Here is a 19,169-nt window from a genome sequence, read left to right as displayed (position 1 = left end):
ACCGGGTGACCCCGGAGGCCGGCGCCCGCCGCCGCGAGACCGGCGCCGCGAGCGCGCGCTCGCTGCTGCTCACCCTGCTCGGCGAGTTCGTGCTGCCCACCGGCGCCGCCGCCTGGACCGGCGCCCTGGTCGCGGGGCTGGCCGAGGTCGGCGTCGAGGAGAAGGCCGCCCGCCAGGCGCTCTCGCGCACCGCCGCCGAGGAGCTGATCGTCGCCGAGCGGGAGGGCCGCCGGGTCCGCTGGCGGCTGACGCCGGCCGGGCACACGCTGCTGTCCGAGGGCGCCGAGCGGATCTACACCTTCGGCCGCGGCCTGGCCGACTGGGACGGCCGCTGGCTGGTCCTCGCGGTCAGCGTGCCCGAGACCCACCGCCGGCTGCGCCACCAGCTGCGCACCCGCCTGACCTGGGCCGGGCTGGGCTCACCCATGCCGGGCCTGTGGGTCACCCCCGACGTGGAGAAGGAGAAGGAGGTCGCCGCGGTCGTCGCCGACCTCGGCGTCGAGGCCTTCTCCTTCACCGGCCCGTTCGGGCAGGTCGGCGACGAGCAGCGGGTGGTCGCCGAGGCGTGGGGGCTCGCCGACGTCGAGGAGCGCTACCGGGCCTTCCTCGACGAGGTCGCCGCGCAGCGGGTGCTTACGCCGGCCGACGCGTTCGGCGCGCAGGTGCGACTGGTCCAGGAGTGGCGCCGGTTCCCGTTCCTCGACCCCGCGCTGCCGCCGTCCCTGCTGCCGGAGACCTGGCCCGGCCCGGCGGCCGCGGACCTGTTCCACCGCCGCCACGACGAGTGGCACGAGGCCGCCCAGCTGCACTGGACCGAGCTCGCCACCACGGCCGCCGCCCGCATCTGAGGGGCCAAAATGGCCATTTTGGCCCCTCGGGTCAGTCGTCGAGGTGCTCGAAGCGGACGTAGTCGTACTCGACCGGCATGTTGTTGATCCCCTGCGGCGGCGGGGCGATCCAGCCGGCGAAGTCCCCCTCGTCGTAGTGCGGCACCATCAGCTCGGCGACCCGCGCGCGGTCCTCCGGCGTCGGCACCCACTCCGCCATGCGGGCCTCCCAGGCGGCCTCGTCGAGCACCTCGCCCTCGGGGCTGAGGTGGTGCCCGGCGTAGGCGCCCACCTTCCGGAAGAACCCCTCGTGCGGCAGCGTCAGCCGGTGCGGCAGCCCGGCGTCCTCCAGCGCCTGGTTCCAGCGGCGGACGCCGTTCTCGCAGTCGGCGACGTACTCGTCGCGCAGGTCGAGGTTGAGCGCGTTCAGCAGCGGCACGGTCTGCTGCGCGATCGCGCCGTCCCGGACGACGTTCATCGGCCGCTCCTGGCCGATGAGCACGTGGTCGTCCTTGCGGCGGGTCTCCTGCCAGCGGCCCTTGAGGCCGGAGGTGAAGTAGTTGCCCGCGTTGGTCGACTGCTCGGAGCCGAAGAGGTCCATCGAGACGGCGAACTGGAAGTTCAGGTACTTCTGGATCACCGACAGCGGGATCGCGCCGTGCTCGAACGTGTCCTCGGTGTCGTGCTCCTTCATCACCTGGGCGGTGCGCTCCACCGTCCGCTGCACGCCGGTGGTGCCCACGAACATGTGGTGGGCCTCCTCCTTGAGCATGAACTCGCAGGTGCGCGCCAGCGGGTCGAAGCCGGACTCCTTGAGCGTCCCGAGCTGGTACTTGCCGTCCCGGTCGGTGAAGTAGGTGAACATGAAGAACTGCAGCCAGTCGGTGGTGTCCTCGTTGAACGCGCCGAGGATGCGCGGGGCGTCGACGTCCCCGGAGTTGCGCTTGAGCAGCTGCTCGGCCTCCTCGCGCCCCTCCCGGCCGAAGTAGGCGTGCAGCAGGTAGACCATCGCCCAGAGGTGGCGGCCCTCCTCCACGTTGACCTGGAAGAGGTTGCGCAGGTCGTAGAGGGACGGCGCGGTCATGCCCAGCTGCCGCTGCTGCTCCACCGACGCGGGCTCGGTGTCGCCCTGGACGACGATCAGCCGCTGCAGGTCGGCGCGATACTCCCCCGGCACCGTCTGCCACGCCAGCTCGCCCTTGTGCCGGCCGAACGCGATCCGCCGCTCGGGGTCGCGCTCGGCCAGGAAGATCCCCCAGCGGTAGTCCTGCATCGGCACCCGGTCGAAGTGCGCCCAGCCGTCGCGGCCGACCGCGATCGCGGTGCGCAGGTAGACGTCCCGGTGCTCCAGCTGCGGGCCGAGCGTCTTCCACCAGTCGAGGAACTTCGGCTGCCAGCCCTCGAGCGCGCGCTGCAGCCGGCGGTCGTTGGCCAGGTCGACGTTGTTCGGGATCCGCTGCGAGTAGTCGACGGGGCTCAGCGGCCCGGTCGGCTCGGGAGCGTTGCCCGTCTGCGTCATCGATCCCGTCATGGCATTCCCTCCGGGTGCGCGTACGTCCTACGTCGGATTGTCGCGGCGTCAGAAGTGTGTAGCACTTCGGGAAGGGAGCGCAAGCCCTAGGGTCGAGTCGTGGCGGCCGCGCAGAACGATCCGGGACTGCGCCGCCGGACGCCCGAGGACCCCGGCGCCCGGCCCGCCTTCCTCGACCTCGCCGCCCTCGAGGAGCGGTCCCGCGCCCTGCTGCCGCCCGACGTGTACGACTTCTACGCCGGCGGCGCCGAGCGGGAGACGACGCTGACCGAGGCGACCGCCGCCTGGCGTTCCTGGCGGCTGCGCCCGCGGGTGCTGCGCGGGCTGGCCACGGCCGACCTGCGGACGACGCTGCTCGGCACGGACGTCGCGACGCCGATCGGCGTCGCCCCCTGGGGCTACCAGGCCCTGGCGCACCCGGACGGCGAACGGGCCACGGCCCGCGGCGCGGCCGCCGCCGGGGCGCTCATGACCGTGTCGACCGCGGCCAACACCGCACTGGGCGACGTCGCCGCGGTCGAGCCGGAGGCGCCCAAGTGGTTCCAGCTCTACCGGCTGCACTCCCCCGCGTACACCGACGACCTGGCCCGCCGCGCCGGACAGGCCGGCTACGCCGCGCTGGTCCTCACCGTGGACCTGCCGGTGTACGGACGGCGGCTGCGCGACGTGGCCAACGACTTCGCGCTCCCCCCGGACGTCCCGATGGCCAACCTGCCCACCGTCTCCGGGATCCCGACCGCGCCGAGCCCGGTCTGGACGTTCGACGACATCGCCCGGTTCGGCGAGCTGTCCGGCCTGCCGGTCGTGGTCAAGGGCGTGCTGCGCGGGGACGACGCCACCCGCTGCGTGCAGGCCGGGGCCGCGGCGGTGTGGGTCTCGGCGCACGGCGGCCGGCAGGCCGACCCGGTGGTCGCCACGGCGCACGCGCTGCCCGAGGTCGTCGCCGCGGTCGGCGACGAGGCGGAGGTCTACGCCGACGGCGGCCTGCGCGCGGGATCCGACGTCCTCACCGCCCTGGCCCTGGGCGCGCGGGCGGTGTTCGTGGCCCGCCCTGCGGTCTGGGGTCTGGCGACCGGCGGCGCGGACGGCGTGGCGCGGGTCCTCGCCGGGCTGTCGGAGGAGCTGGCGCACACCATGGTGCTGTGCGGGCTCGGGTCGGTCGGCGGGGTGCCGCGGGACACGGTCGCCGCCGCACGGTGACCGAACCCGTTCGTCCCAGCCGCCCCGGCCACCTCGTTCACCGCGTGGTTCGCCGGACCGGCAGCCCGTCGCTCCTACACTCGCCAGGGTGGACACCGTCGTGACCGACCCCGTGGTCGGCGCCGTCCTCGAGGGGCGCTACCGCCTCGAGGAGCGCGTCGCCCGCGGCGGCATGTCCACCGTCTACTCCGCGACCGACCTGCGGCTGCACCGCACGGTCGCGGTCAAGATCATGGCCGACCACCTGGTCCACGACCCGACGTTCGTCGACCGGTTCACCCGCGAGGCCCGCGCCGCGGCGATGCTCAGCCACACCAACGTGGTGTCGGTCAGCGACCAGGGCAGCGACCGGGGGCTGGTCTACCTGGTCATGGAGCTCGTCCGCGGCCGCACGCTGCGCGATCTGCTGCAGGCACGCGGCCGGCTGACCGTGGCCGAGGCCTTCGCCGTCCTCGAGCCGGTGCTCGCCGGGCTGACCGCCGCCCACCGGGCCGGCATCGTGCACCGCGACATCAAGCCGGAGAACGTGCTCATCGGCACCGACGGCGTGGTCAAGGTGGCCGACTTCGGTCTCGCCCGCGCGGTCGAGGGCAACGGGCAGAGCGTCGCCACCGGCGGCGTGCTCATCGGCACGGTCGCCTACCTCTCCCCCGAGCAGCTCGAGCGCGGCCGCGCCGACGCCCGCAGCGACGTCTACGCCGCCGGTGTCGTGCTCTACGAGATGCTCACCGGGCACCCGCCGTACGGGGGCGACACCCCGCTGGCGGTGGCCTACCAGCACGTGCACCACGACATGCCGGTGCCGTCGGCGGAGGTCCCCGGCATCCCGTGGCAGGTCGACGAGCTCGTCGCCCGCGTCACCCGCCGCGATCCCGCCGTCCGCCCCATCGACGCCGGCGCCTTCCTCGCCGAGCTGACCGACCTGCGCACCGACCTCGGCATCGAGCGGGTGCCCGTGCCCACCGGCCGCAGCACCGCCGGGCCGGACACGCTCCGGCCGACCAACCGGCCGCACACCACCCGCCCGCGGCACCCGAGCGACCCGGGCACCCGCGACATCCGCCCCGGCACCGAGGTGCTGGGGCCCGGCCGGCACACCAACGGGCGGACCAGCGTCCTCGGCGCCGGGCCGACCACGAGCGTGTCCAGCCGTCCGCCGGTGCGCCCGCGGCCCGGCACCGTCCCCGAGCACATCCGCAAGCGGCGCGCGCGGCTGATCATCGCGATCATCGCGCTGCTCGCGATCACCATCGGCGCCGTCGGCTGGTGGCTGGGCTCCGGCCGGTGGACCACGATCCCCGACCTGGTCGGCAAGCCCAAGGACACCGCGATCGGCCTGCTGCAGGAGGCCGACCTCGACCCCGACTGCTGCGACGAGCAGTGGAGCGAGGACGTCCCGGCCGGCGTCGTCATCTCCGCCGACCCCGCCGGGGGCGACGCGATCCGCGGCTCCGACATCCGGCTGGTCGTCAGCAAGGGGCAGGAGCGGTACACCGTCCGCGCCGACCTCGCCGGCCAGTCCGAGGACGACGTCGTCGCCGCCCTGCAGGAGGACCTGCCCGAACTCCAGGTGACGACGGAGAAGCAGTACGACAACGACGTCGACGCCGGTTTGGTCATCGGGTTCGACCCGCCGGCCGGGACGCCGATCAAGCGCGGCGAGGTCGTCACCGTCCTGGTCAGCCTCGGCCACGAGCCGGTCGACATCCCCAACGTCATCGGGTCCACCCCCGAGGCGGCGACCGCGACGCTGGAGGAGCTCGGCTTCACCGTGCAGAAGGGCGACGACGGCCGCAGCCGCGACGTCGCGGCCGGCCAGGTCATGGCGGTCACCCCCGACCCGGCCGCCGGGCCGGTCGACTACGGCAGCACGGTGACCATCCAGGTCTCGGCCGGCGTGCCCCAGGTGGACGTGCCCGACGTGCGCGGCAAGAGCGCCGCCGAGGCCAAGCAGATCCTCGAGGGCATGCACCTGAAGGTGAAGATCAACACGTTCATCGCCGGCGACCGCGTCTACCAGCAGAGCCCCAAGCCGGGCGAGACCGTCGACGAGGGCACGACCGTCCAGCTCGCGGTGAGCTTCGGCTAGTGGTGCACCACGCCACGCCGATCGGCGCGCAGATCCAGATCAAGGGCGGCCTGGCCAAGGGCGGGCTGGCCTACACCGACGCCGTCGGCGCCCGCGCCGTCCAGGTCTTCGTCGGCAACCCGCGGGGCTGGAGGCTGACCGACGGCGACCCGAAGCAGGACGCCGCGTTCACCGCCGGCTGCACGGAGCGCGGGGTGCCCTCGTTCGTGCACACGCCGTACCTGGTCAACGTCGGCTCCCCCACCGAGGCCACCGTCGAGCAGTCGATCGCCACGATCCGGCACAACCTGCTCCGCGGCGCCCAGCTCGGCTGCCGCGGGGCCGTCGTCCACGCGGGGTCGGCGGTCGGCGAGGACCGCTACGCGGCCGCGCTCACCCAGCTGCGCGAGCGGCTGCTGCCGGTCCTCGAGTCCCTCCCGGACGACGGGCCGCGGTTGCTCATCGAGCCGACCGCCGGCGGCGGCAAGTCGCTGGCCGCGACCGTCGAGGACCTCGGGCCGTACCTGGCCGCGCTGGAGCACCACCCGCTGGTCGGCGTCTGCTTCGACACCTGCCACGCCTGGGCGGCGGGGCACGACCTGTCCGTGCCGGGCGGCATGACGGCGACCCTCGACGCGCTCGAGGCCACGGTGGGCCCCGGCCGGCTCGGGCTGGTGCACGCCAACGACTCCCTCGACGCGTGCGGCTCCAAGCGCGACCGGCACACCACGATCGGCGCCGGCTCGATCGGCGTGGAGCCGTTCCGCGAGCTGCTCGCGCACCGCTCGCTGGCCGGCGTCCCGGTCGTCATCGAGACGCCGAGCGAGCTCGACGGGTCGCCGTGGGCCGGGCACGCCCGCGACATCGCGCTGCTGTGCTCGCTGCGCGACGACGTCGCGGAGGACGCCGCGGCCTGACCGCATCGGTCAGGGAAGACGTCCGGATCGGTACAGCCCGTCCGGGCCGGGTGCCGCAGGCTCTGGGGGTCGCCGGACCAGGGAGTGCGCCGTGTACGTCTGCATCTGCTTCGCCGTGACCGAGCGCGAGCTCGCCGACGTCATCGCCGACGGCGCCCGCAGCGAGGAGGAGGTCGGCGACGCCTGCGCGGCCGGCACCGGCTGCGGTGGCTGCCTGGACCGCATCTGCGACCGGCTCGAGGCCGCCGAGGGTCTGCTGATCGCCGCGTAGGGCAGGCTGCGGCAGGTGATCGCGCTCGTGCCCGCGTCCTACGTGCTGCTCCGGCGGACCGAGGACGGCGTGCAGCGCGTGCTGCTCCAACTGCGCCGCGGCACCGGGTACATGGACGGCCACTGGGCGGTCTCCGCCGCCGGCCACGTCGAGCCCGGCGAGGACGCCGTGGCGGCCGCCGTGCGCGAGGCGGCCGAGGAGCTCGACGTCGTCCTCGACCGCGCCGATCTCGTGCCGCTGTGCGCGATGCACCGCACCGCCGGCCGCTCGGAGCCCGGCGAGGAACGGGTCGACTTCTTCTTCCAGTGCCGCCGCTGGGCCGGCGAGCCCCGGCGCCGCGAGCCCCACCGGGCCGCCGAGCTGCGCTGGTTCGACCTCGCCGTCCTCCCTCATCCGGTCGTGCCCCACGAGCTGCGGGTTCTCGACGGACTGCGGCGCGGCGGCGTGCCGGCGATCCTGACGCACGGCTTCTGAGTGGGCTGGAGCACATCCCGGCGCGGCGCGCAAGGGACAGGGCGCACGTCATTCGATCGACTGCGGTCTCTTGGCACCTAGGTGAGGCTGGGCTAACTTAGGGGTGCCTTGCTTCCCCGCACCTCCCGGAGCGCACCGCCGATGTACGTCTGCATCTGCTTCGCCGTCAGCGAGTCCCAGCTGGCCGACGTCATCGCCGACGGCGCGCGCACGGAGGAGGAGGTCGGCGACGCCTGCGCCGCCGGCACCGGCTGCGGCAACTGCCTGGAGCGCATCTGCGACCGGCTGCGTGTGGTCGATCCGCTGCACGGGCTGGAGATTCCCGCCGTCGCCTGAGCCGATAGCCTCGGCCGCAACCCGGACCGAGGAGGACCCATGCAGGGTGACGCGCGCGTGATCGAGCTGCTCAACGAGCAGCTGACCAGCGAGCTGACCGCGATCAACCAGTACTTCCTGCACGCCAAGATGCAGGAGAACTGGGGCTACACCAAGCTCGCGTCGCACACCCGCGCGGAGTCCATCGAGGAGATGACCCACGCGGAGAAGCTGACCGACCGCATCCTGTTCCTCGAGGGCCTCCCGAACTACCAGCGGCTGCTGGCCCTGCGGGTCGGGCAGACCGTCCGCGAGCAGTTCGAGTCGGACATGGCGATCGAGGTCGAGGTCGTCGACCGGCTGCGCCCGGCCATCGCCCACTGCGAGGAGGTCGGCGACCACACCAGCAAGCGGCTGTTCGAGGAGATCCTCGCCGACGAGGAACACCACATCGACTACCTCGAGACCCAGCTGTCGCTGATGGACCACCTCGGTGAGCAGCTCTACCTCGCCGGCCAGGTGGAACACCCCTCCGGCGACTGACCCCCGCTACGCTGCGGTCCCCTCCGGCGCGCGACCCGCGCGCACGACGAGGGGACGGCGGCGATGGCGCTCTACCTGTCGAAGTTCAGCTACACCCCGGAGACGTGGGCGCGGCTGATCGCGCACCCGGAGGACCGGCGGGAGGCGGCCCGCACCTACATCGAGTCGGTCGGCGGGAAGCTGCACGGGTTCTGGTACGCCTTCGGCACGCACGACGGGTACAACCTCTGGGAGGCCCCCGACCACGTGTCGATGGCGACCGTCGCCATCGCCCTGAGCAGCGGCGGGGCGATCAGCTCGCTGGAGACGACGGTGCTGCTGACCGTCGACGAGACGCTGGAGGCCCTGGGCCGGGCCGGCCAGGTGAGGTACCGGCCGCCCGGCGCGTAGCGAGGTCCTGAGTCCACCCGCCGCGCGGTCGCGCCGCGTACCCCCTGTGGGCTACGCGGCGCGACCGCGTGGTGACTTTGCGCTGCCGTTTCGGCCGGGTTCACTTCCGGCGCCCGCACGCGATCCGAGCGTGCCGCGAACCGAGACGAGGCGCCTGTGCTCTCCCGCCGTTCCCTGGCCGCTGCCGCGACCGCGACCCTGACCGCCACCGGCATCGGCCTCACCGCCGTCCCCGCGGCAGCCGCTCCCGCCGCCCCAGTCCTGCAGTCCTACATCGTCACGCTGACGCCGGGCAGCCCGGCCGCGGCCGTCGCCGAGCGCGCCCGTGCGCTCGGCGGCCGGATCAGCCACCTCTACAGCGCCGCGCTCGACGGCTTCGCCGTCACCCTGCCGACCACGGTCGCCGACCGGCTCGGCCGCCTGCCGGGCGTGCAGGCCGTCGAGGTCGACGCGCCGGTGACCGCCACCGCGTCCCAGGCCGGCGCCACCTGGGGTCTCGACCGGATCGACCAGCGGACCCGGCAGCTGAGCACCAGCTACAGCTACTCGGCCACCGGCACCGGCGTCACCGCGTACGTGATCGACACCGGCATCCGGTTCGACCACGCCGAGTTCGGCGGCCGCGCGGTCTCCGGCTTCGACGCCGTGGACGGCGGCAGCGCCGACGACTGCAACGGCCACGGCACGCACGTCGCCGGCACCGTCGGCGGCGCGACCTACGGCGTCGCCAAGAACGTGTCGCTGGTCGCCGTCCGGGTGCTCGACTGCTCCGGCAACGGCAGCACCTCCGGCGTCATCGCCGGGATCGACTGGGTCACCGCCAACCACGCCGCCGGCACGCCGGCGGTGGCCAACATGAGCCTCGGCGGCAGCACCAGCACCGCACTCGACAACGCCGTGAGCCGGTCGATCGCCGACGGCGTCACCTATGCCGTGGCCGCCGGCAACGGCAACGCGATGGGCGTGCCGCAGGACGCCTGCAAGTCCTCCCCCGCGCGCGTCGGCGGAGCGCTCACCGTCGCCGCCAGCGACCAGAACGACAAGCCGGCCTCGTTCAGCAACTACGGCTCCTGCGTCGACCTGTTCGCGCCCGGGGTGGGCATCACCAGTTCCTGGGTCTCCGGCAGCACGGCGACGAACACGATCAGCGGGACGTCGATGGCGACCCCGCACGTGGCCGGCGTGGCGGCGCTCCACCTGGAGACCCACCCGACGGCGAGCCCGGCCTCGGTCGCCAGTGCCCTCAAGGCGGCGACCACCAAGGACGCCGTGGGCACCCCCCGCACCGCCAACAACGACCTGCTGTTCACCAGCTACTGACGGTTCAGCGCTCCAGCAGGCCCGCCAGGACGTCGGCCGCCCGCTCCACCGCGGCGCGGTCGACGTCCAGGTGGGTGACCAGCCGCAACCGGCGCGCGCTCACCTGGCTGACCAGCACGCCCTGCGCCTTCGCCGCCTCGGCGACCATCGGCGCCGGGACGTCGTCCAGCACGACCATGTTCGTCTCGACGCCGGCCGGGTCGGCGCCGAGCCGCTTGGCCAGCAGCCGCGCGTGCTCGTGGTCCTCGGCCAGCCGGTCGACGTGGTGGTCCAGCGCGTGCAGCCCGGCCGCGGCGAGGACGCCGGCCTGCCGCATCCCGCCGCCGAGCCGCTTGCGCCAGAGCCGGGCGACGGCGATCCGCTCCGCCGAGGCGACCAGCACCGAGCCGACCGGCGCGCCGAGGCCCTTGGACAGGCAGACCGACGCGGTGTCGGCCAGCCGGCCGTAGGTGGCCAGGTCGACGCCCGAGGCGACGTGCGCGTTGAACAGCCGGGCGCCGTCCAGGTGGACGGCGACGCCGGCACCCCGCGACCAGTCCCAGAGCTTGCGCAGCTCGGCGAGCGGCTGCACGATGCCGCCGCCGCGGTTGTGCGTGTTCTCCACGGCGACCGCCGCGGTCGCGGTCAGGTGCCAGTCGTCCTTCGGCCGCACCTGCGCGATCAGCGCGTCGGCGTCCAGCCGGCCGCCCGCCGACACCACGGTGCGGGTGGAGAGGCCGAACACCGCCGCCGCGGCGCCCATCTCGTAGGTGACCACGTGCGCGTCGGCGTCGCAGAGCACCTCCTGGCCGGGCTCGGCCACCAGGCGCATGCCGATCTGGTTGCCCATGGTCCCGGACGGCACGAACAGCGCCGCCTCGTGGCCCATCAGCGCCGCGACCCGCTCCTCGAGCGCGTTGATCGTCGGGTCCTCGCCGTAGACGTCGTCACCGACCTCGGCCTCGGCCATGGCGCGGCGCATCGCCTCCGTGGGACGGGTGACGGTGTCCGAGCGGAGGTCGATCAGGTCGGCCCGGGGTGGTGGGGTGGGCACGATCAACCGCGCAGCATCTCCGCGATCAGGAACGCCAGCTCCAGCGACTGCCCGGTGTTCAGCCGGGGGTCGCAGGCGGTCTCGTACCGGCTGTTGAGGTCCTCGTCGCTGATCTCCATGGCGCCGCCGAGGCACTCGGTGACGTCCTCACCGGTCAGCTCGACGTGGATGCCGCCCGGCCAGGTGCCCAGCGCCCGGTGGACGTCGAAGAAGCCGAGCACCTCGTCGACGATCCGGTCGAAGTGCCGGGTCTTGTAGCCGGTCGAGGACTCGTGGGTGTTGCCGTGCATCGGGTCGCACTGCCAGACCACCAGGTGGCCGCTGGCGGTGACCTTCTCGACGATGCCGGGCAGCACGTCGCGGATCTTGCCGTTGCCCATCCGGCTGATCAGCGTGAGCCGCCCGGGGACCCCCTCGGGGTCGAGCCGCTCGACCAGCTCCACGGCCTGCTCCGGCGTGGTGGTGGGGCCGATCTTGACGCCGATCGGGTTGGCGATCCGCGAGACGTACTCGATGTGCGCGCCGTCCATCTGCCGCGTGCGCTCGCCGACCCAGACGAAGTGCGCCGACAGGTCGTAGGCCCGGCCCTCGTGCACGCGGGAGAGCGCCCGCTCGTACTCGAGGATCAGCGCCTCGTGGCTGTTGAAGAGCTCCACCGAGCGCATCGCGGCGTGGTCGATGCCGCAGGCCTTCATGAACGCCAGCGCGCGGTCGATCTCGCGGGCGATCACCTCGTAGCGCACGCCGGCCGGCGAGTTGGCCACGAAGTCCTTGTTCCAGTCGTGGACCGCGTGCAGGTCGGCCAGCCCGCCGCGGGCGTAGGCGCGGATCATGTTCATCGCCGCGGCGGAGTTCGCGTAGGCGCGCACCAGCCGGGTCGGGTCGGGCAGCCGCTTCTCGAGCACCGGGTCCAGCGCGTTCACCATGTCGCCGCGGTAGGACGGCAGGCCCAGGGCGTCGGTGTCCGACGAGCGCGGCTTGGCGTACTGCCCGGCCACCCGGCCCACCTTCACCACCGGCACGCTCGCGCCGTAGGTCAGGACGACGGCCATCTGCAGCAGCGTGCGCGTGGTGCTCTGCAGGTGCGGCTCGGTGTTGAGGTCGAAGGTCTCCGCGCAGTCCCCGCCCTGCAGCAGGAACGCCCTGCCCCGCGCCACGTCGGCGAGCTGGTCGCGCAGGTGGTCGACCTCGGCCGGGGCCACGATCGGCGGCACGGTGGACAGCGTCTCGAGGACGGTGTCCAGGGCGCCCCGGTCGGGCCACGTCGGCTGCTGGGCGGCGGGCAGCTCCCGCCACCGGTCCAGGCCGGGGACCAGGTCAGCAGGTTCGGTGAGACTCACACGCTTCAGGGTACGGGCCCCCGGTTCAGCCGAAGAACACCTCGGCCTCCGCGTACCGCTCGACCGGCACCAGCTTCAGCTGCGCCGTCGCGGCCGTCAGCGGCACGCGCACGATGTCGGTGCCCCGCAGCGCCACCATCACCCCGGACTCGCCGTCGTGGATGGCCTCCGTGGCGGCCAGGCCGAACCGGGTGGCGAGCACCCGGTCGAACGCCGACGGCGTGCCGCCGCGCTGGATGTGCCCGAGGACGACGGCCCGCGCCTCGCGGCCGGTGCGCTCCTCGATCAGCGAGGCCAGCGCCGCGCCGATGCCGCCGAGGCGGACGTGGCCGAACGCGTCCGTCTGCCCCGTCGACAGCGACAGCTCCCCGCCCTTGGGCGCCGCGCCCTCGCTGACCACGACGATCGGCGAGTAGCCCGATGCGAAGCGGTGCTGGCAGTGCGCGACGACGGCGTCGACGTCGAACGGGTGCTCGGGGATGAGGATGACGTTGGCGCCGCCGGCCATGCCGGCGTGCAGCGCGATCCAGCCGGCGTGCCGGCCCATGACCTCGACGACGAGCGTGCGGTGGTGGCTGTCGCCGGTGGTGTGCAGCCGGTCGATGGCCTCCATGGCGACGCCGACGGCGGTGTCGAAGCCGAAGGTGTAGTCGGTCGAGTCCAGGTCGTTGTCGATGGTCTTCGGGACGCCGACGACGCGGACACCGGCCTCGGAGAGCTTGGTGGCGACTCCGAGGGTGTCCTCGCCGCCGATCGGGATGAGCGCCTCGATGCCGAGCCGCTCGAGGTTGGCCAGCAGCCGGTCGGGGCCGCCCTCGACGCCGTAGGGATTGGTGCGGGAGGTGCCCAGCACCGTGCCACCCCGCGGCAGGATCCCGCGGACGGCGGAGAGCTCCATCGGCACGGTGTCGGCCTCCAGCACGCCCCGCCAGCCGTCGCGGAAGCCGACGATCTCGTCGCCGTGCTCCGTGACGCCCTTGCGGACGACCGCGCGGATCACCGCGTTGAGGCCGGGGCAGTCGCCGCCGCCGGTGAGGATGCCGATGCGCATGAGCTGTCCTTAGGGGAAGGAACGGGGGTGCTGGCGGGTTGTCCCGCGTCATGATGCCGCAGGTGGGACTGGTGCACGCATGACCAGGGTGATCGCCGTCACCGGCGCGACCGGAACGCTCGGCCGCCGCGTCGCCGAACGGGTCGCCGCGGGCGCGGCCGCCGCCGACGCGACGGTCCGGCTCGTCGTCCGCGACGCGTCCCGCGTGCCACGCCTGCCGGGCGCCGCGGTCACCGAGTTCCCGGGCGGCTACGCCGACGGTCCCGGCTTCGCGGCCGCCCTCCAGGGGGTGCACACCCTCTACCTGGTCTCCGCGGCCGAGGCCGAGGACCGGCTGCGCCAGCACCTCACCGCCGTCCAGGCGGCCGCGGCCGCCGGGGTGGAGCGGATCGTATACACGTCGTTCCTCAACGCCCGGCCCGACGCCGTCTTCACGCTCGTGCGCCAGCACTGGGCCACCGAGCAGGCGCTCGCCGCCACCGGGGTGCGCTGGACCGCGCTGCGGCACTCGATGTACGCCGACTTCGTGCCGTTCTTCGCCGTGCCGGAGGGCGACGGCGCCGTGATCGCGGCGCCGGCCGGGGACGGCCGGACCAGCTTCGTCTCCCGTGACGACTGCGCCGACGTCGGCGCCGCCGTCCTGCTCGACGACTCCCGGACGCACGACGGGCGGGCGCTCGACGTCACCGGCCCCGAGGCGCTGTCGATGACCGAGGCCGCGGCGGTGCTCACCGAGGTCCTCGGCCGGCCGGTGGAGTACCGGCAGCAGACGGTCGAGGAGGCGTGGGACACCCGCCGGCCGTCGGGCCACCCGGACTGGGAGATCGAGGGCTGGGTGACCAGCTACCTGGCGATCGCCGCCGGCGAGCTGGCCACCGTCGGCGACGCCGTCCCGCGGCTGACCGGGCACCCGGCGCTGACGGTCGCCGAGCACCTGCGCGCGCACCCCGAGGACTGGGCGTCGCTGGTCCGGTGATCCGATCGCGCCCCCGGCGACGTATACCCGGACGGACGACTGCGGTCCCGGTCGTCGCCCGCCGATGGATCGGGAGCCCGCGATGACCGGCACCCCGTACGCGCCCGGCCTGACGGCCGACCTGGTGGCCCTCGCGCTGACCGGGTACACGGCCCCCGGCGGACGCACGGTGGCCGAGATCGGGGGCGCCTCGCTGGTGAGCGCGGTGCTCGCGCACGACCCCGACCCGCGGCGGCTGGGGATCGTCTTCGACGCACCGTCCGTCGTCGCCGCCACGCGCGCCCGCCTGGTCGGCTCGCCGCTGGCCGACCGGATCGGCGTCATCGGCGGCGACTACCTCGTCGTCGTCCCCACCGCCGACACCTACCTGCTCTCGACGCTCCGGAGCGACTGGGACGACGAGGCGTGCGGGCTCATCCTCGGCACGATCACCGCCGCGGCCCGGCCCGGCGCCCGGCTGGTCGTGCTGGAGTCGCTCGCCCCGCCCGGCGAGGACCCGCTCCCCGGGCGCGGGCGCACCGCGGAGGCCCTGGAGAAGCTGCTGGTCGCGGCGGGCTTCCGCCTCGACGCCGTCCGGTCGACCGCCACCCCGGTGTCGATCGTGGAGGCGACGCTGAGCTGATCGGCGCGGCAGGATGCGGCCGTGACCGCCGACCTGCTCGCACTGATGCCCTTCGCCGTCACGTCCGGGATCGAACTGGACCGCGCCGGTCCCGAGGAGGTCGCCGGCCGGCTGGCCTGGGCGCCGGAGCGGTGCACCGCCGGTGGGCTGATGCACGGCGGCGCGCTCATGACGCTGGCCGACTCGGTCGGTGCGGTCTGCGCCTTCCTCAACCTGCCGGCCGGCGCGTCGACGTCCACCGTCTCGTCGACGACGTCCCTGGTGCGCGGCGTGCGGTCGGGCTCGGCGCACGCCGTCGCGCGCCCGGTGCACGTCGGGCGGTCGTTCATCCTCGTCGGCGTCGAGGTCACCGACGACGACGGCCGGCTGGTCGCGCAGACGACGCAGACGCAGGCGGTGCTCAGCGGCTGAGGGCGGTCGCCATCGACCACACCGTCGGCCCTCCGGCGGCGAGCCGGACCTCGGCCCGGACCTCGAACCCGTGGGCCTCGTAGAACGGCACGTTGGCCGGGTTCATCGTCTCCAGGCAGGCGACCAGGCCGGCCGCGCGGGCGGCGGCCAGCCCCGGCGCCAGCACCTCGCCGCCGAGGCCCCGGCCGCGCAGCTCCGGGTCGACGGCCAGCAGGTGCAGGTACGCGTGCGGCTCCGGCGAGCGCACCTCGCCGAGCACGGACATCGCGCGCCCCCGCTCGGCGGCGCCGGCCGCCCCCATGAGGGCGGTCATCAGGCCCGACGCCGTCGGCAGGACGTCCTCGGGCGGGTTCCCGGTCCCGGGCAGGCGCCACATCGCGACGGCCACCGGCGCGGTCCGGCGCACGACGTCGACCCGCCCGGCCCGCAGGTAGTGCTCGGCGAACAGCCCGAACATCGCCGCGCAGGCGTGCAGCCGCGTGCCGCCGTCCGGGAAGAACCACACCATCAGCGGGTCGTCGACGAAGGCCCGCGCCAGCAGCGTGCGCGCCTCTGCGACGGTCAGCTCCACGGGCGCCAGCCTGCCGCGCGCCGGGCCGTCGAGAAGGCAGTTCGTGCACGCGACACGGTGCGACACGCCGCGCGGGCGCGCACGGATCGCCGTCTCGGCCGGCCTCAGCTCACCGCCGCGTCCCGTCCATCGCCCGCCAGCGGGCGAGGTTGTAGCGGGCGTCGACCAGGGCGTCGTGCGCGCCGCCGGGCTTGGGCGGCAGCGGGGGCTGCCCCAGGTCGTCCCAGCGCTGGCGCAGCTCCCGGGTGAACCGCGGGATCGGCCGCGGCAGCGCCGGCATCGGGCCCCACAGCTGCACCAGCGCCACGTGGTCGTAGGCGGCGAACCAGGCCCACAGCTCGATCTCCTCGCCCGGCCCGGTGAGGAAGGCCAGCAGGTCCTCGCGGATCCGCTCGCGGCTGCGCCAGGCCCGGTCGGCCGGCGGCGGCAGCTTGTCGAGCACGTTGCGGCGCACCCACGGGATCGCCTTGCGGTCGTCGAACTCGGTGCTGACGGCGTAGAACTCGCGGCCGGCCTCGTCGACGACGCCGATCGAGACGAGGTCGATCGTCGTCCCGTCCTCGATGAACTCGGTGTCGTAGAAGAACCGGCGCACGCCGCCCACCGTAGGGGGCGCTACTCGGGGCCGAAGCTGCGCACCGTGTCCGGGTGGAGGCGGATGAAGGCCTCCCCGAACCCGGGGCCCCGGTGCGCGCCGCCGGTCGGGACGGCCTCCGCGCGGCCGCGGATCTCGAGGAACCGCGCCCGCCACGGGTCGACCGACACCGGGTCGTCGACGCACAGCGCCGCCCAGCCGTTCGCCTGAGAAAGGACCCCCCCTTCCCCCCACCGCTCGCAAGCTCGCGGCGGGACCCTGAAGGGGGGCCTCGGGCGTCGTAGCGGAAGGACGTCGGGGTGACGTGCGCCCGGGCGTCGGCGCCGGCCGTGGCCAGCCGCTGGCCGGCGAGGTACTCGATCTGCGCGGTGCTCAAGCTCGTCATGCCTGCCAGTGGACCGGTTCACGTCGGCCCGAGGTCAAGAGGCGTGGGCTAGCGTGCGGCCATGCCGGTTCTCGCCATCGACGCAGGCACGACCGGGGTGACCGCGCTGGTCGTGGGCGAGGACGGCGGCGTCCTGGCGAAGGGCTACCGCGAGTTCGCCCAGCTGTTCCCCCGCCCGGGCTGGGTCGAGCACGAGCCCGACGACATCTGGACGGCGACGCTGGCCGCCTGCCGCGAGGCACTCGCCGGCACCGACGCCGCGCCGACCTGCGTGGGGATCACCGACCAGCGGGAGACCGCGGTCGTCTGGGACCGCCGCACGCTGCGCGCCCCCCGGCCGGCGATCGTCTGGCAGGACCGCCGCACCTCCGGCATCTGCGACCGGCTGCGCGACGCCGGCAGCGAGGAGCGGGTCGCGGCGCTGACCGGCCTGCGCCTGGACCCCTACTTCACCGGCACCAAGTTCGCCTGGCTGGCCGCCGAGGAGCCTGCGCTCTGGGACGGCGTCCGCGGCGGCTCCCTGGCGCTGGGCACCGTCGACTCCTACGTCGTCGCCCGGCTGACCGGCGGCGCCCGGCACGTCACCGACCCGAGCAACGCCAGCCGCACGCTGCTGTTCGACCTGGAGAAGGGCGCCTGGTCCGACGAGCTGTGCGAGCTGTTCGACGTTCCCCGCGACGCCCTGCCCGAGCTCGTGCCCAACTCCGGGGTCGTCGGCACCACCGACCCCGACTCGTTCCTCGGCCTGGAGCTGCCGATCGCGGGGCTGGCCGGCGACCAGCAGGCCGCGCTCTTCGGGCAGGCCTGCTACTCCCCCGGCGACACCAAGTGCACGTACGGCACGGGGTCGTTCGTGCTCACCACCACAGGGTCGAGGCCGGTGCGGTCGGAGAGCCTGCTGACCACCGTCGCCTGGGACATCGGCGACGGGCTGGTCTACGCGCTGGAGGGCTCGATCTTCGTCACCGGCGCCGCGGTCCAGTGGCTGCGCGACGGGCTCGGCCTCCTCGACTCGGCCGCCGAGACCGAGGGCCTGGCCCGCACGGTGCCCGACTCCGGCGACGTCGTCTTCGTGCCGGCGCTGACCGGGCTCGGCGCGCCGCACTGGGACCCGCACGCGCGCGGCGCCGTCCTCGGGATCACCCGGGGGACGACGCGGGCACACCTGGTGCGGGCCACGCTCGAGGCGATCGCCTTCCAGGTGCGCGACGTCGTCGACGTGATGGTGTCCGAGGCCGGGCTGTCGGTGCCGGAGCTGTCCGCGGACGGCGGGGCCAGCGCCAACGGGCTGCTCATGCAGCTGCAGGCCGACCAGCTCGGCGTGCCGGTGCGCCGTCCGGTGGTCGCGGAGACGACGGCCCTCGGCGCGGCCTTCCTCGCCGGGCTCGGCACCGGGGTGTGGGCGTCGACCGACGAGCTGGCCGCGACCTGGACGCTCGACGCGCGGTGGGAGCCCACGCCCGAGCGGCGGGACGACGGCCGCTACGACCGCTGGCGCGACGCCGTCCGGCGCGCGGGGGGCTGGACCAGCTGACGGCGACCACCCTCGGATCCCTCGGTGCGGGAACGCTGGTCCTGCTCGTCCTGGCCGCCTTCGCCGCCGGCTGGATCGACGCGGTGGTCGGCGGCGGCGGGCTGATCCAGCTGCCGGCGCTGCTGCTCGTGCCCGGGATGCAGACCGTGCAGGCGCTGGCCACGAACAAGCTCTCCAGCGCCATGGGCACGGGCACGAGCGCGGTCACCTACTACCGCCGGGTGCGGCCGGGGCTGGCCACGGCGCTGCCCATGGCCGCGGTGGCGGCGCTGGGCTCCGCCTTGGGCGCGCTGTCGGCGGCGGCGGTGCCCGACGGCGTGCTGGAGCCGATCGTGCTGGTCGCCCTCGTGGTGGTGGCGGTCTACACCCTGCTGCGGCCGAGCCTCGGCGGCGCGACCGAGCTGCGCTTCCGCGGCCACCGGCACACGGCGGTCGCGGCCGCGGTCGGGGCGGTCATCGGTTTCTACGACGGCATCGCGGGCCCCGGCACGGGCGCGTTCCTCGTCTTCACCCTGGTGGGGCTGCTCGGCTACGCGTTCCTGGAGGCCAGCGCGACCGCCAAGATCGTCAACCTGGCGACCAACGTCGGCGCGCTGGTCGTGTTCGCCCTCCACGGATCGGTCCTGTGGGGGCTGGGGCTGGTCATGGGCGTGGCCAACCTGGCCGGCGGCTACCTGGGCGCCCGCACGGCGGTCGGTGCCGGGAGCCGCTTCGTCCGGGTCGTGTTCCTCCTCGTGGTCGGGGCGCTGATCGTCCGCCTGGCCTGGCAGGTGCTGGGCGGCTGAGCCCTAGGGT

General features: G+C 74.3%; 22 protein-coding genes. 15 read left to right on the top strand and 7 right to left on the bottom strand.

Features of this window, described 5'->3' with window-relative positions; translation table 11 throughout:
- Nucleotides 1–5 precede the first annotated feature (5 nt).
- A complete protein-coding gene (locus tag AB3388_RS11130; protein ID WP_495410835.1) occupies nucleotides 6–848 on the top strand; it encodes a PaaX family transcriptional regulator in 843 nt (280 codons plus the stop codon).
- Nucleotides 849–879: 31 nt separating this feature from the next.
- On the opposite strand, the gene boxB is transcribed toward AB3388_RS11130, so the two are convergent.
- Nucleotides 880–2,358, bottom strand: a complete 1,479-nt coding sequence (gene boxB, locus AB3388_RS11125; RefSeq protein WP_495410834.1) for a benzoyl-CoA 2,3-epoxidase subunit BoxB — start codon at nucleotides 2,356–2,358, stop codon at nucleotides 880–882.
- Nucleotides 2,359–2,457: 99 nt separating this feature from the next.
- On the opposite strand from boxB, the gene AB3388_RS11120 reads away from it, so the two are divergent.
- The 9 genes from AB3388_RS11120 to AB3388_RS11080 all read left to right on the top strand — a co-directional run bounded on the left by AB3388_RS11120 (nucleotide 2,458) and on the right by AB3388_RS11080 (nucleotide 9,856).
- Entirely contained in the window at nucleotides 2,458–3,558 is a 1,101-nt protein-coding gene (locus AB3388_RS11120) for an alpha-hydroxy acid oxidase (RefSeq protein WP_495410833.1), read from the top strand.
- Between the two features lie 88 nt (nucleotides 3,559–3,646).
- A complete protein-coding gene (gene pknB, locus AB3388_RS11115) occupies nucleotides 3,647–5,647 on the top strand; it encodes a Stk1 family PASTA domain-containing Ser/Thr kinase (RefSeq protein ID WP_495410832.1) in 2,001 nt (666 codons plus the stop codon).
- Entirely contained in the window at nucleotides 5,647–6,543 is an 897-nt protein-coding gene (locus AB3388_RS11110; protein WP_495410831.1) for a deoxyribonuclease IV, read from the top strand. Before pknB ends, AB3388_RS11110 begins: the two co-directional genes overlap by 1 nt.
- 91 nt (nucleotides 6,544–6,634) lie before the next feature.
- A complete protein-coding gene (locus AB3388_RS11105; protein WP_495410830.1) occupies nucleotides 6,635–6,814 on the top strand; it encodes a (2Fe-2S)-binding protein in 180 nt (59 codons plus the stop codon).
- Between the two features lie 15 nt (nucleotides 6,815–6,829).
- Nucleotides 6,830–7,288 carry an NUDIX domain-containing protein gene (locus AB3388_RS11100; RefSeq protein WP_495410829.1) on the top strand — a complete coding sequence of 153 codons (459 nt, stop codon included), beginning with the start codon at nucleotides 6,830–6,832 and terminating at the stop codon, nucleotides 7,286–7,288.
- A gap of 141 nt (nucleotides 7,289–7,429) precedes the next feature.
- A complete protein-coding gene (locus AB3388_RS11095) occupies nucleotides 7,430–7,624 on the top strand; it encodes a (2Fe-2S)-binding protein (RefSeq protein WP_495410828.1) in 195 nt (64 codons plus the stop codon).
- A gap of 39 nt (nucleotides 7,625–7,663) precedes the next feature.
- Nucleotides 7,664–8,146, top strand: coding sequence for a bacterioferritin (gene bfr, locus AB3388_RS11090; RefSeq protein ID WP_495410827.1), 483 nt, complete (start codon nucleotides 7,664–7,666; stop codon nucleotides 8,144–8,146).
- Between the two features lie 63 nt (nucleotides 8,147–8,209).
- Nucleotides 8,210–8,536, top strand: coding sequence for a GYD domain-containing protein (locus AB3388_RS11085; RefSeq protein WP_495410826.1), 327 nt, complete (start codon nucleotides 8,210–8,212; stop codon nucleotides 8,534–8,536).
- A 156-nt stretch (nucleotides 8,537–8,692) separates the two neighbouring features.
- On the top strand, nucleotides 8,693–9,856 hold the full coding sequence (locus AB3388_RS11080; RefSeq protein WP_495410825.1) for a S8 family peptidase: 1,164 nt from the start codon (nucleotides 8,693–8,695) through the stop codon (nucleotides 9,854–9,856).
- Between the two features lie 4 nt (nucleotides 9,857–9,860).
- Here the strand turns inward: AB3388_RS11080 and AB3388_RS11075 are convergent, their stop codons facing one another.
- Genes AB3388_RS11075 through AB3388_RS11065 form a run of 3 tightly spaced genes read right to left on the bottom strand, consistent with a single transcriptional unit; the run spans nucleotide 9,861 to nucleotide 13,280 of the window.
- Nucleotides 9,861–10,889, bottom strand: coding sequence for a threonine aldolase family protein (locus AB3388_RS11075; protein WP_495411450.1), 1,029 nt, complete (start codon nucleotides 10,887–10,889; stop codon nucleotides 9,861–9,863).
- Between the two features lie 2 nt (nucleotides 10,890–10,891).
- Nucleotides 10,892–12,229 (bottom strand): class II 3-deoxy-7-phosphoheptulonate synthase, encoded by a 1,338-nt coding sequence (locus tag AB3388_RS11070; protein ID WP_495410824.1) that lies wholly within the window; start codon nucleotides 12,227–12,229, stop codon nucleotides 10,892–10,894.
- A 25-nt stretch (nucleotides 12,230–12,254) separates the two neighbouring features.
- Entirely contained in the window at nucleotides 12,255–13,280 is a 1,026-nt protein-coding gene (locus tag AB3388_RS11065; protein ID WP_495410823.1) for a 6-phosphofructokinase, read from the bottom strand.
- A gap of 79 nt (nucleotides 13,281–13,359) precedes the next feature.
- On the opposite strand from AB3388_RS11065, the gene AB3388_RS11060 reads away from it, so the two are divergent.
- The 3 genes from AB3388_RS11060 (at nucleotide 13,360) to AB3388_RS11050 (ending at nucleotide 15,289) form a co-directional block, all read left to right on the top strand.
- Nucleotides 13,360–14,256: an SDR family oxidoreductase gene (locus tag AB3388_RS11060; protein ID WP_495410822.1), complete on the top strand. Its 897-nt coding sequence runs from the start codon at nucleotides 13,360–13,362 to the stop codon at nucleotides 14,254–14,256.
- An 82-nt stretch (nucleotides 14,257–14,338) separates the two neighbouring features.
- Nucleotides 14,339–14,878, top strand: a complete 540-nt coding sequence (locus AB3388_RS11055; RefSeq protein ID WP_495410821.1) for a methyltransferase — start codon at nucleotides 14,339–14,341, stop codon at nucleotides 14,876–14,878.
- Between the two features lie 21 nt (nucleotides 14,879–14,899).
- The gene (locus AB3388_RS11050) at nucleotides 14,900–15,289 is read left to right on the top strand and encodes a PaaI family thioesterase (protein WP_495410820.1); all 390 of its coding nucleotides are present in this window, start codon (nucleotides 14,900–14,902) and stop codon (nucleotides 15,287–15,289) included.
- Here the strand turns inward: AB3388_RS11050 and AB3388_RS11045 are convergent.
- From AB3388_RS11045 to AB3388_RS11035, 3 genes are all read right to left on the bottom strand, one after another.
- Nucleotides 15,279–15,860: a GNAT family N-acetyltransferase gene (locus AB3388_RS11045; RefSeq protein WP_495410819.1), complete on the bottom strand. Its 582-nt coding sequence runs from the start codon at nucleotides 15,858–15,860 to the stop codon at nucleotides 15,279–15,281. The two genes, AB3388_RS11050 and AB3388_RS11045, sit on opposite strands and share 11 nt — an antisense overlap.
- 109 nt (nucleotides 15,861–15,969) lie before the next feature.
- Complete coding sequence (locus AB3388_RS11040) at nucleotides 15,970–16,455, bottom strand: polyadenylate-specific 3'-exoribonuclease AS (RefSeq protein ID WP_495410818.1); 486 nt, start codon at nucleotides 16,453–16,455, stop codon at nucleotides 15,970–15,972.
- A gap of 20 nt (nucleotides 16,456–16,475) precedes the next feature.
- Nucleotides 16,476–16,625, bottom strand: coding sequence for a PNPOx family protein (locus AB3388_RS11035; RefSeq protein ID WP_495410817.1), 150 nt, complete (start codon nucleotides 16,623–16,625; stop codon nucleotides 16,476–16,478).
- A 276-nt stretch (nucleotides 16,626–16,901) separates the two neighbouring features.
- On the opposite strand from AB3388_RS11035, the gene glpK reads away from it, so the two are divergent.
- Nucleotides 16,902–18,374 (top strand): glycerol kinase GlpK, encoded by a 1,473-nt coding sequence (gene glpK, locus AB3388_RS11030; RefSeq protein WP_495410816.1) that lies wholly within the window; start codon nucleotides 16,902–16,904, stop codon nucleotides 18,372–18,374.
- Nucleotides 18,287–19,159: a TSUP family transporter gene (locus tag AB3388_RS11025; protein ID WP_495410815.1), complete on the top strand. Its 873-nt coding sequence runs from the start codon at nucleotides 18,287–18,289 to the stop codon at nucleotides 19,157–19,159. Before glpK ends, AB3388_RS11025 begins: the two co-directional genes overlap by 88 nt.
- Nucleotides 19,160–19,169: the final 10 nt, after the last annotated feature.

Source organism: Geodermatophilus sp. SMS 5-13 (genome assembly GCF_059428245.1).
Note: the sequence above shows the minus strand (reverse complement) of the source record. Positions and strands in the feature narration are given on the sequence as shown.

Bases quoted from the DNA above. Each gene is read 5' to 3' on its own strand.
- AB3388_RS11085 (WP_495410826.1), top strand. From the start codon at position 8,210: ATGGCGCTCTACCTGTCGAAGTTCAGCTACACCCCGGAGACGTGGGCG.
- AB3388_RS11055 (WP_495410821.1), top strand. From the start codon at position 14,339: ATGACCGGCACCCCGTACGCGCCCGGCCTGACGGCCGACCTGGTGGCC.
- bfr (WP_495410827.1), top strand. From the start codon at position 7,664: ATGCAGGGTGACGCGCGCGTGATCGAGCTGCTCAACGAGCAGCTGACC.
- glpK (WP_495410816.1), top strand. From the start codon at position 16,902: ATGCCGGTTCTCGCCATCGACGCAGGCACGACCGGGGTGACCGCGCTG.
- boxB (WP_495410834.1), bottom strand. From the start codon at position 2,358: ATGACGGGATCGATGACGCAGACGGGCAACGCTCCCGAGCCGACCGGG.
- AB3388_RS11065 (WP_495410823.1), bottom strand. From the start codon at position 13,280: ATGCGCATCGGCATCCTCACCGGCGGCGGCGACTGCCCCGGCCTCAAC.
- AB3388_RS11095 (WP_495410828.1), top strand. From the start codon at position 7,430: ATGTACGTCTGCATCTGCTTCGCCGTCAGCGAGTCCCAGCTGGCCGAC.
- AB3388_RS11060 (WP_495410822.1), top strand. From the start codon at position 13,360: ATGACCAGGGTGATCGCCGTCACCGGCGCGACCGGAACGCTCGGCCGC.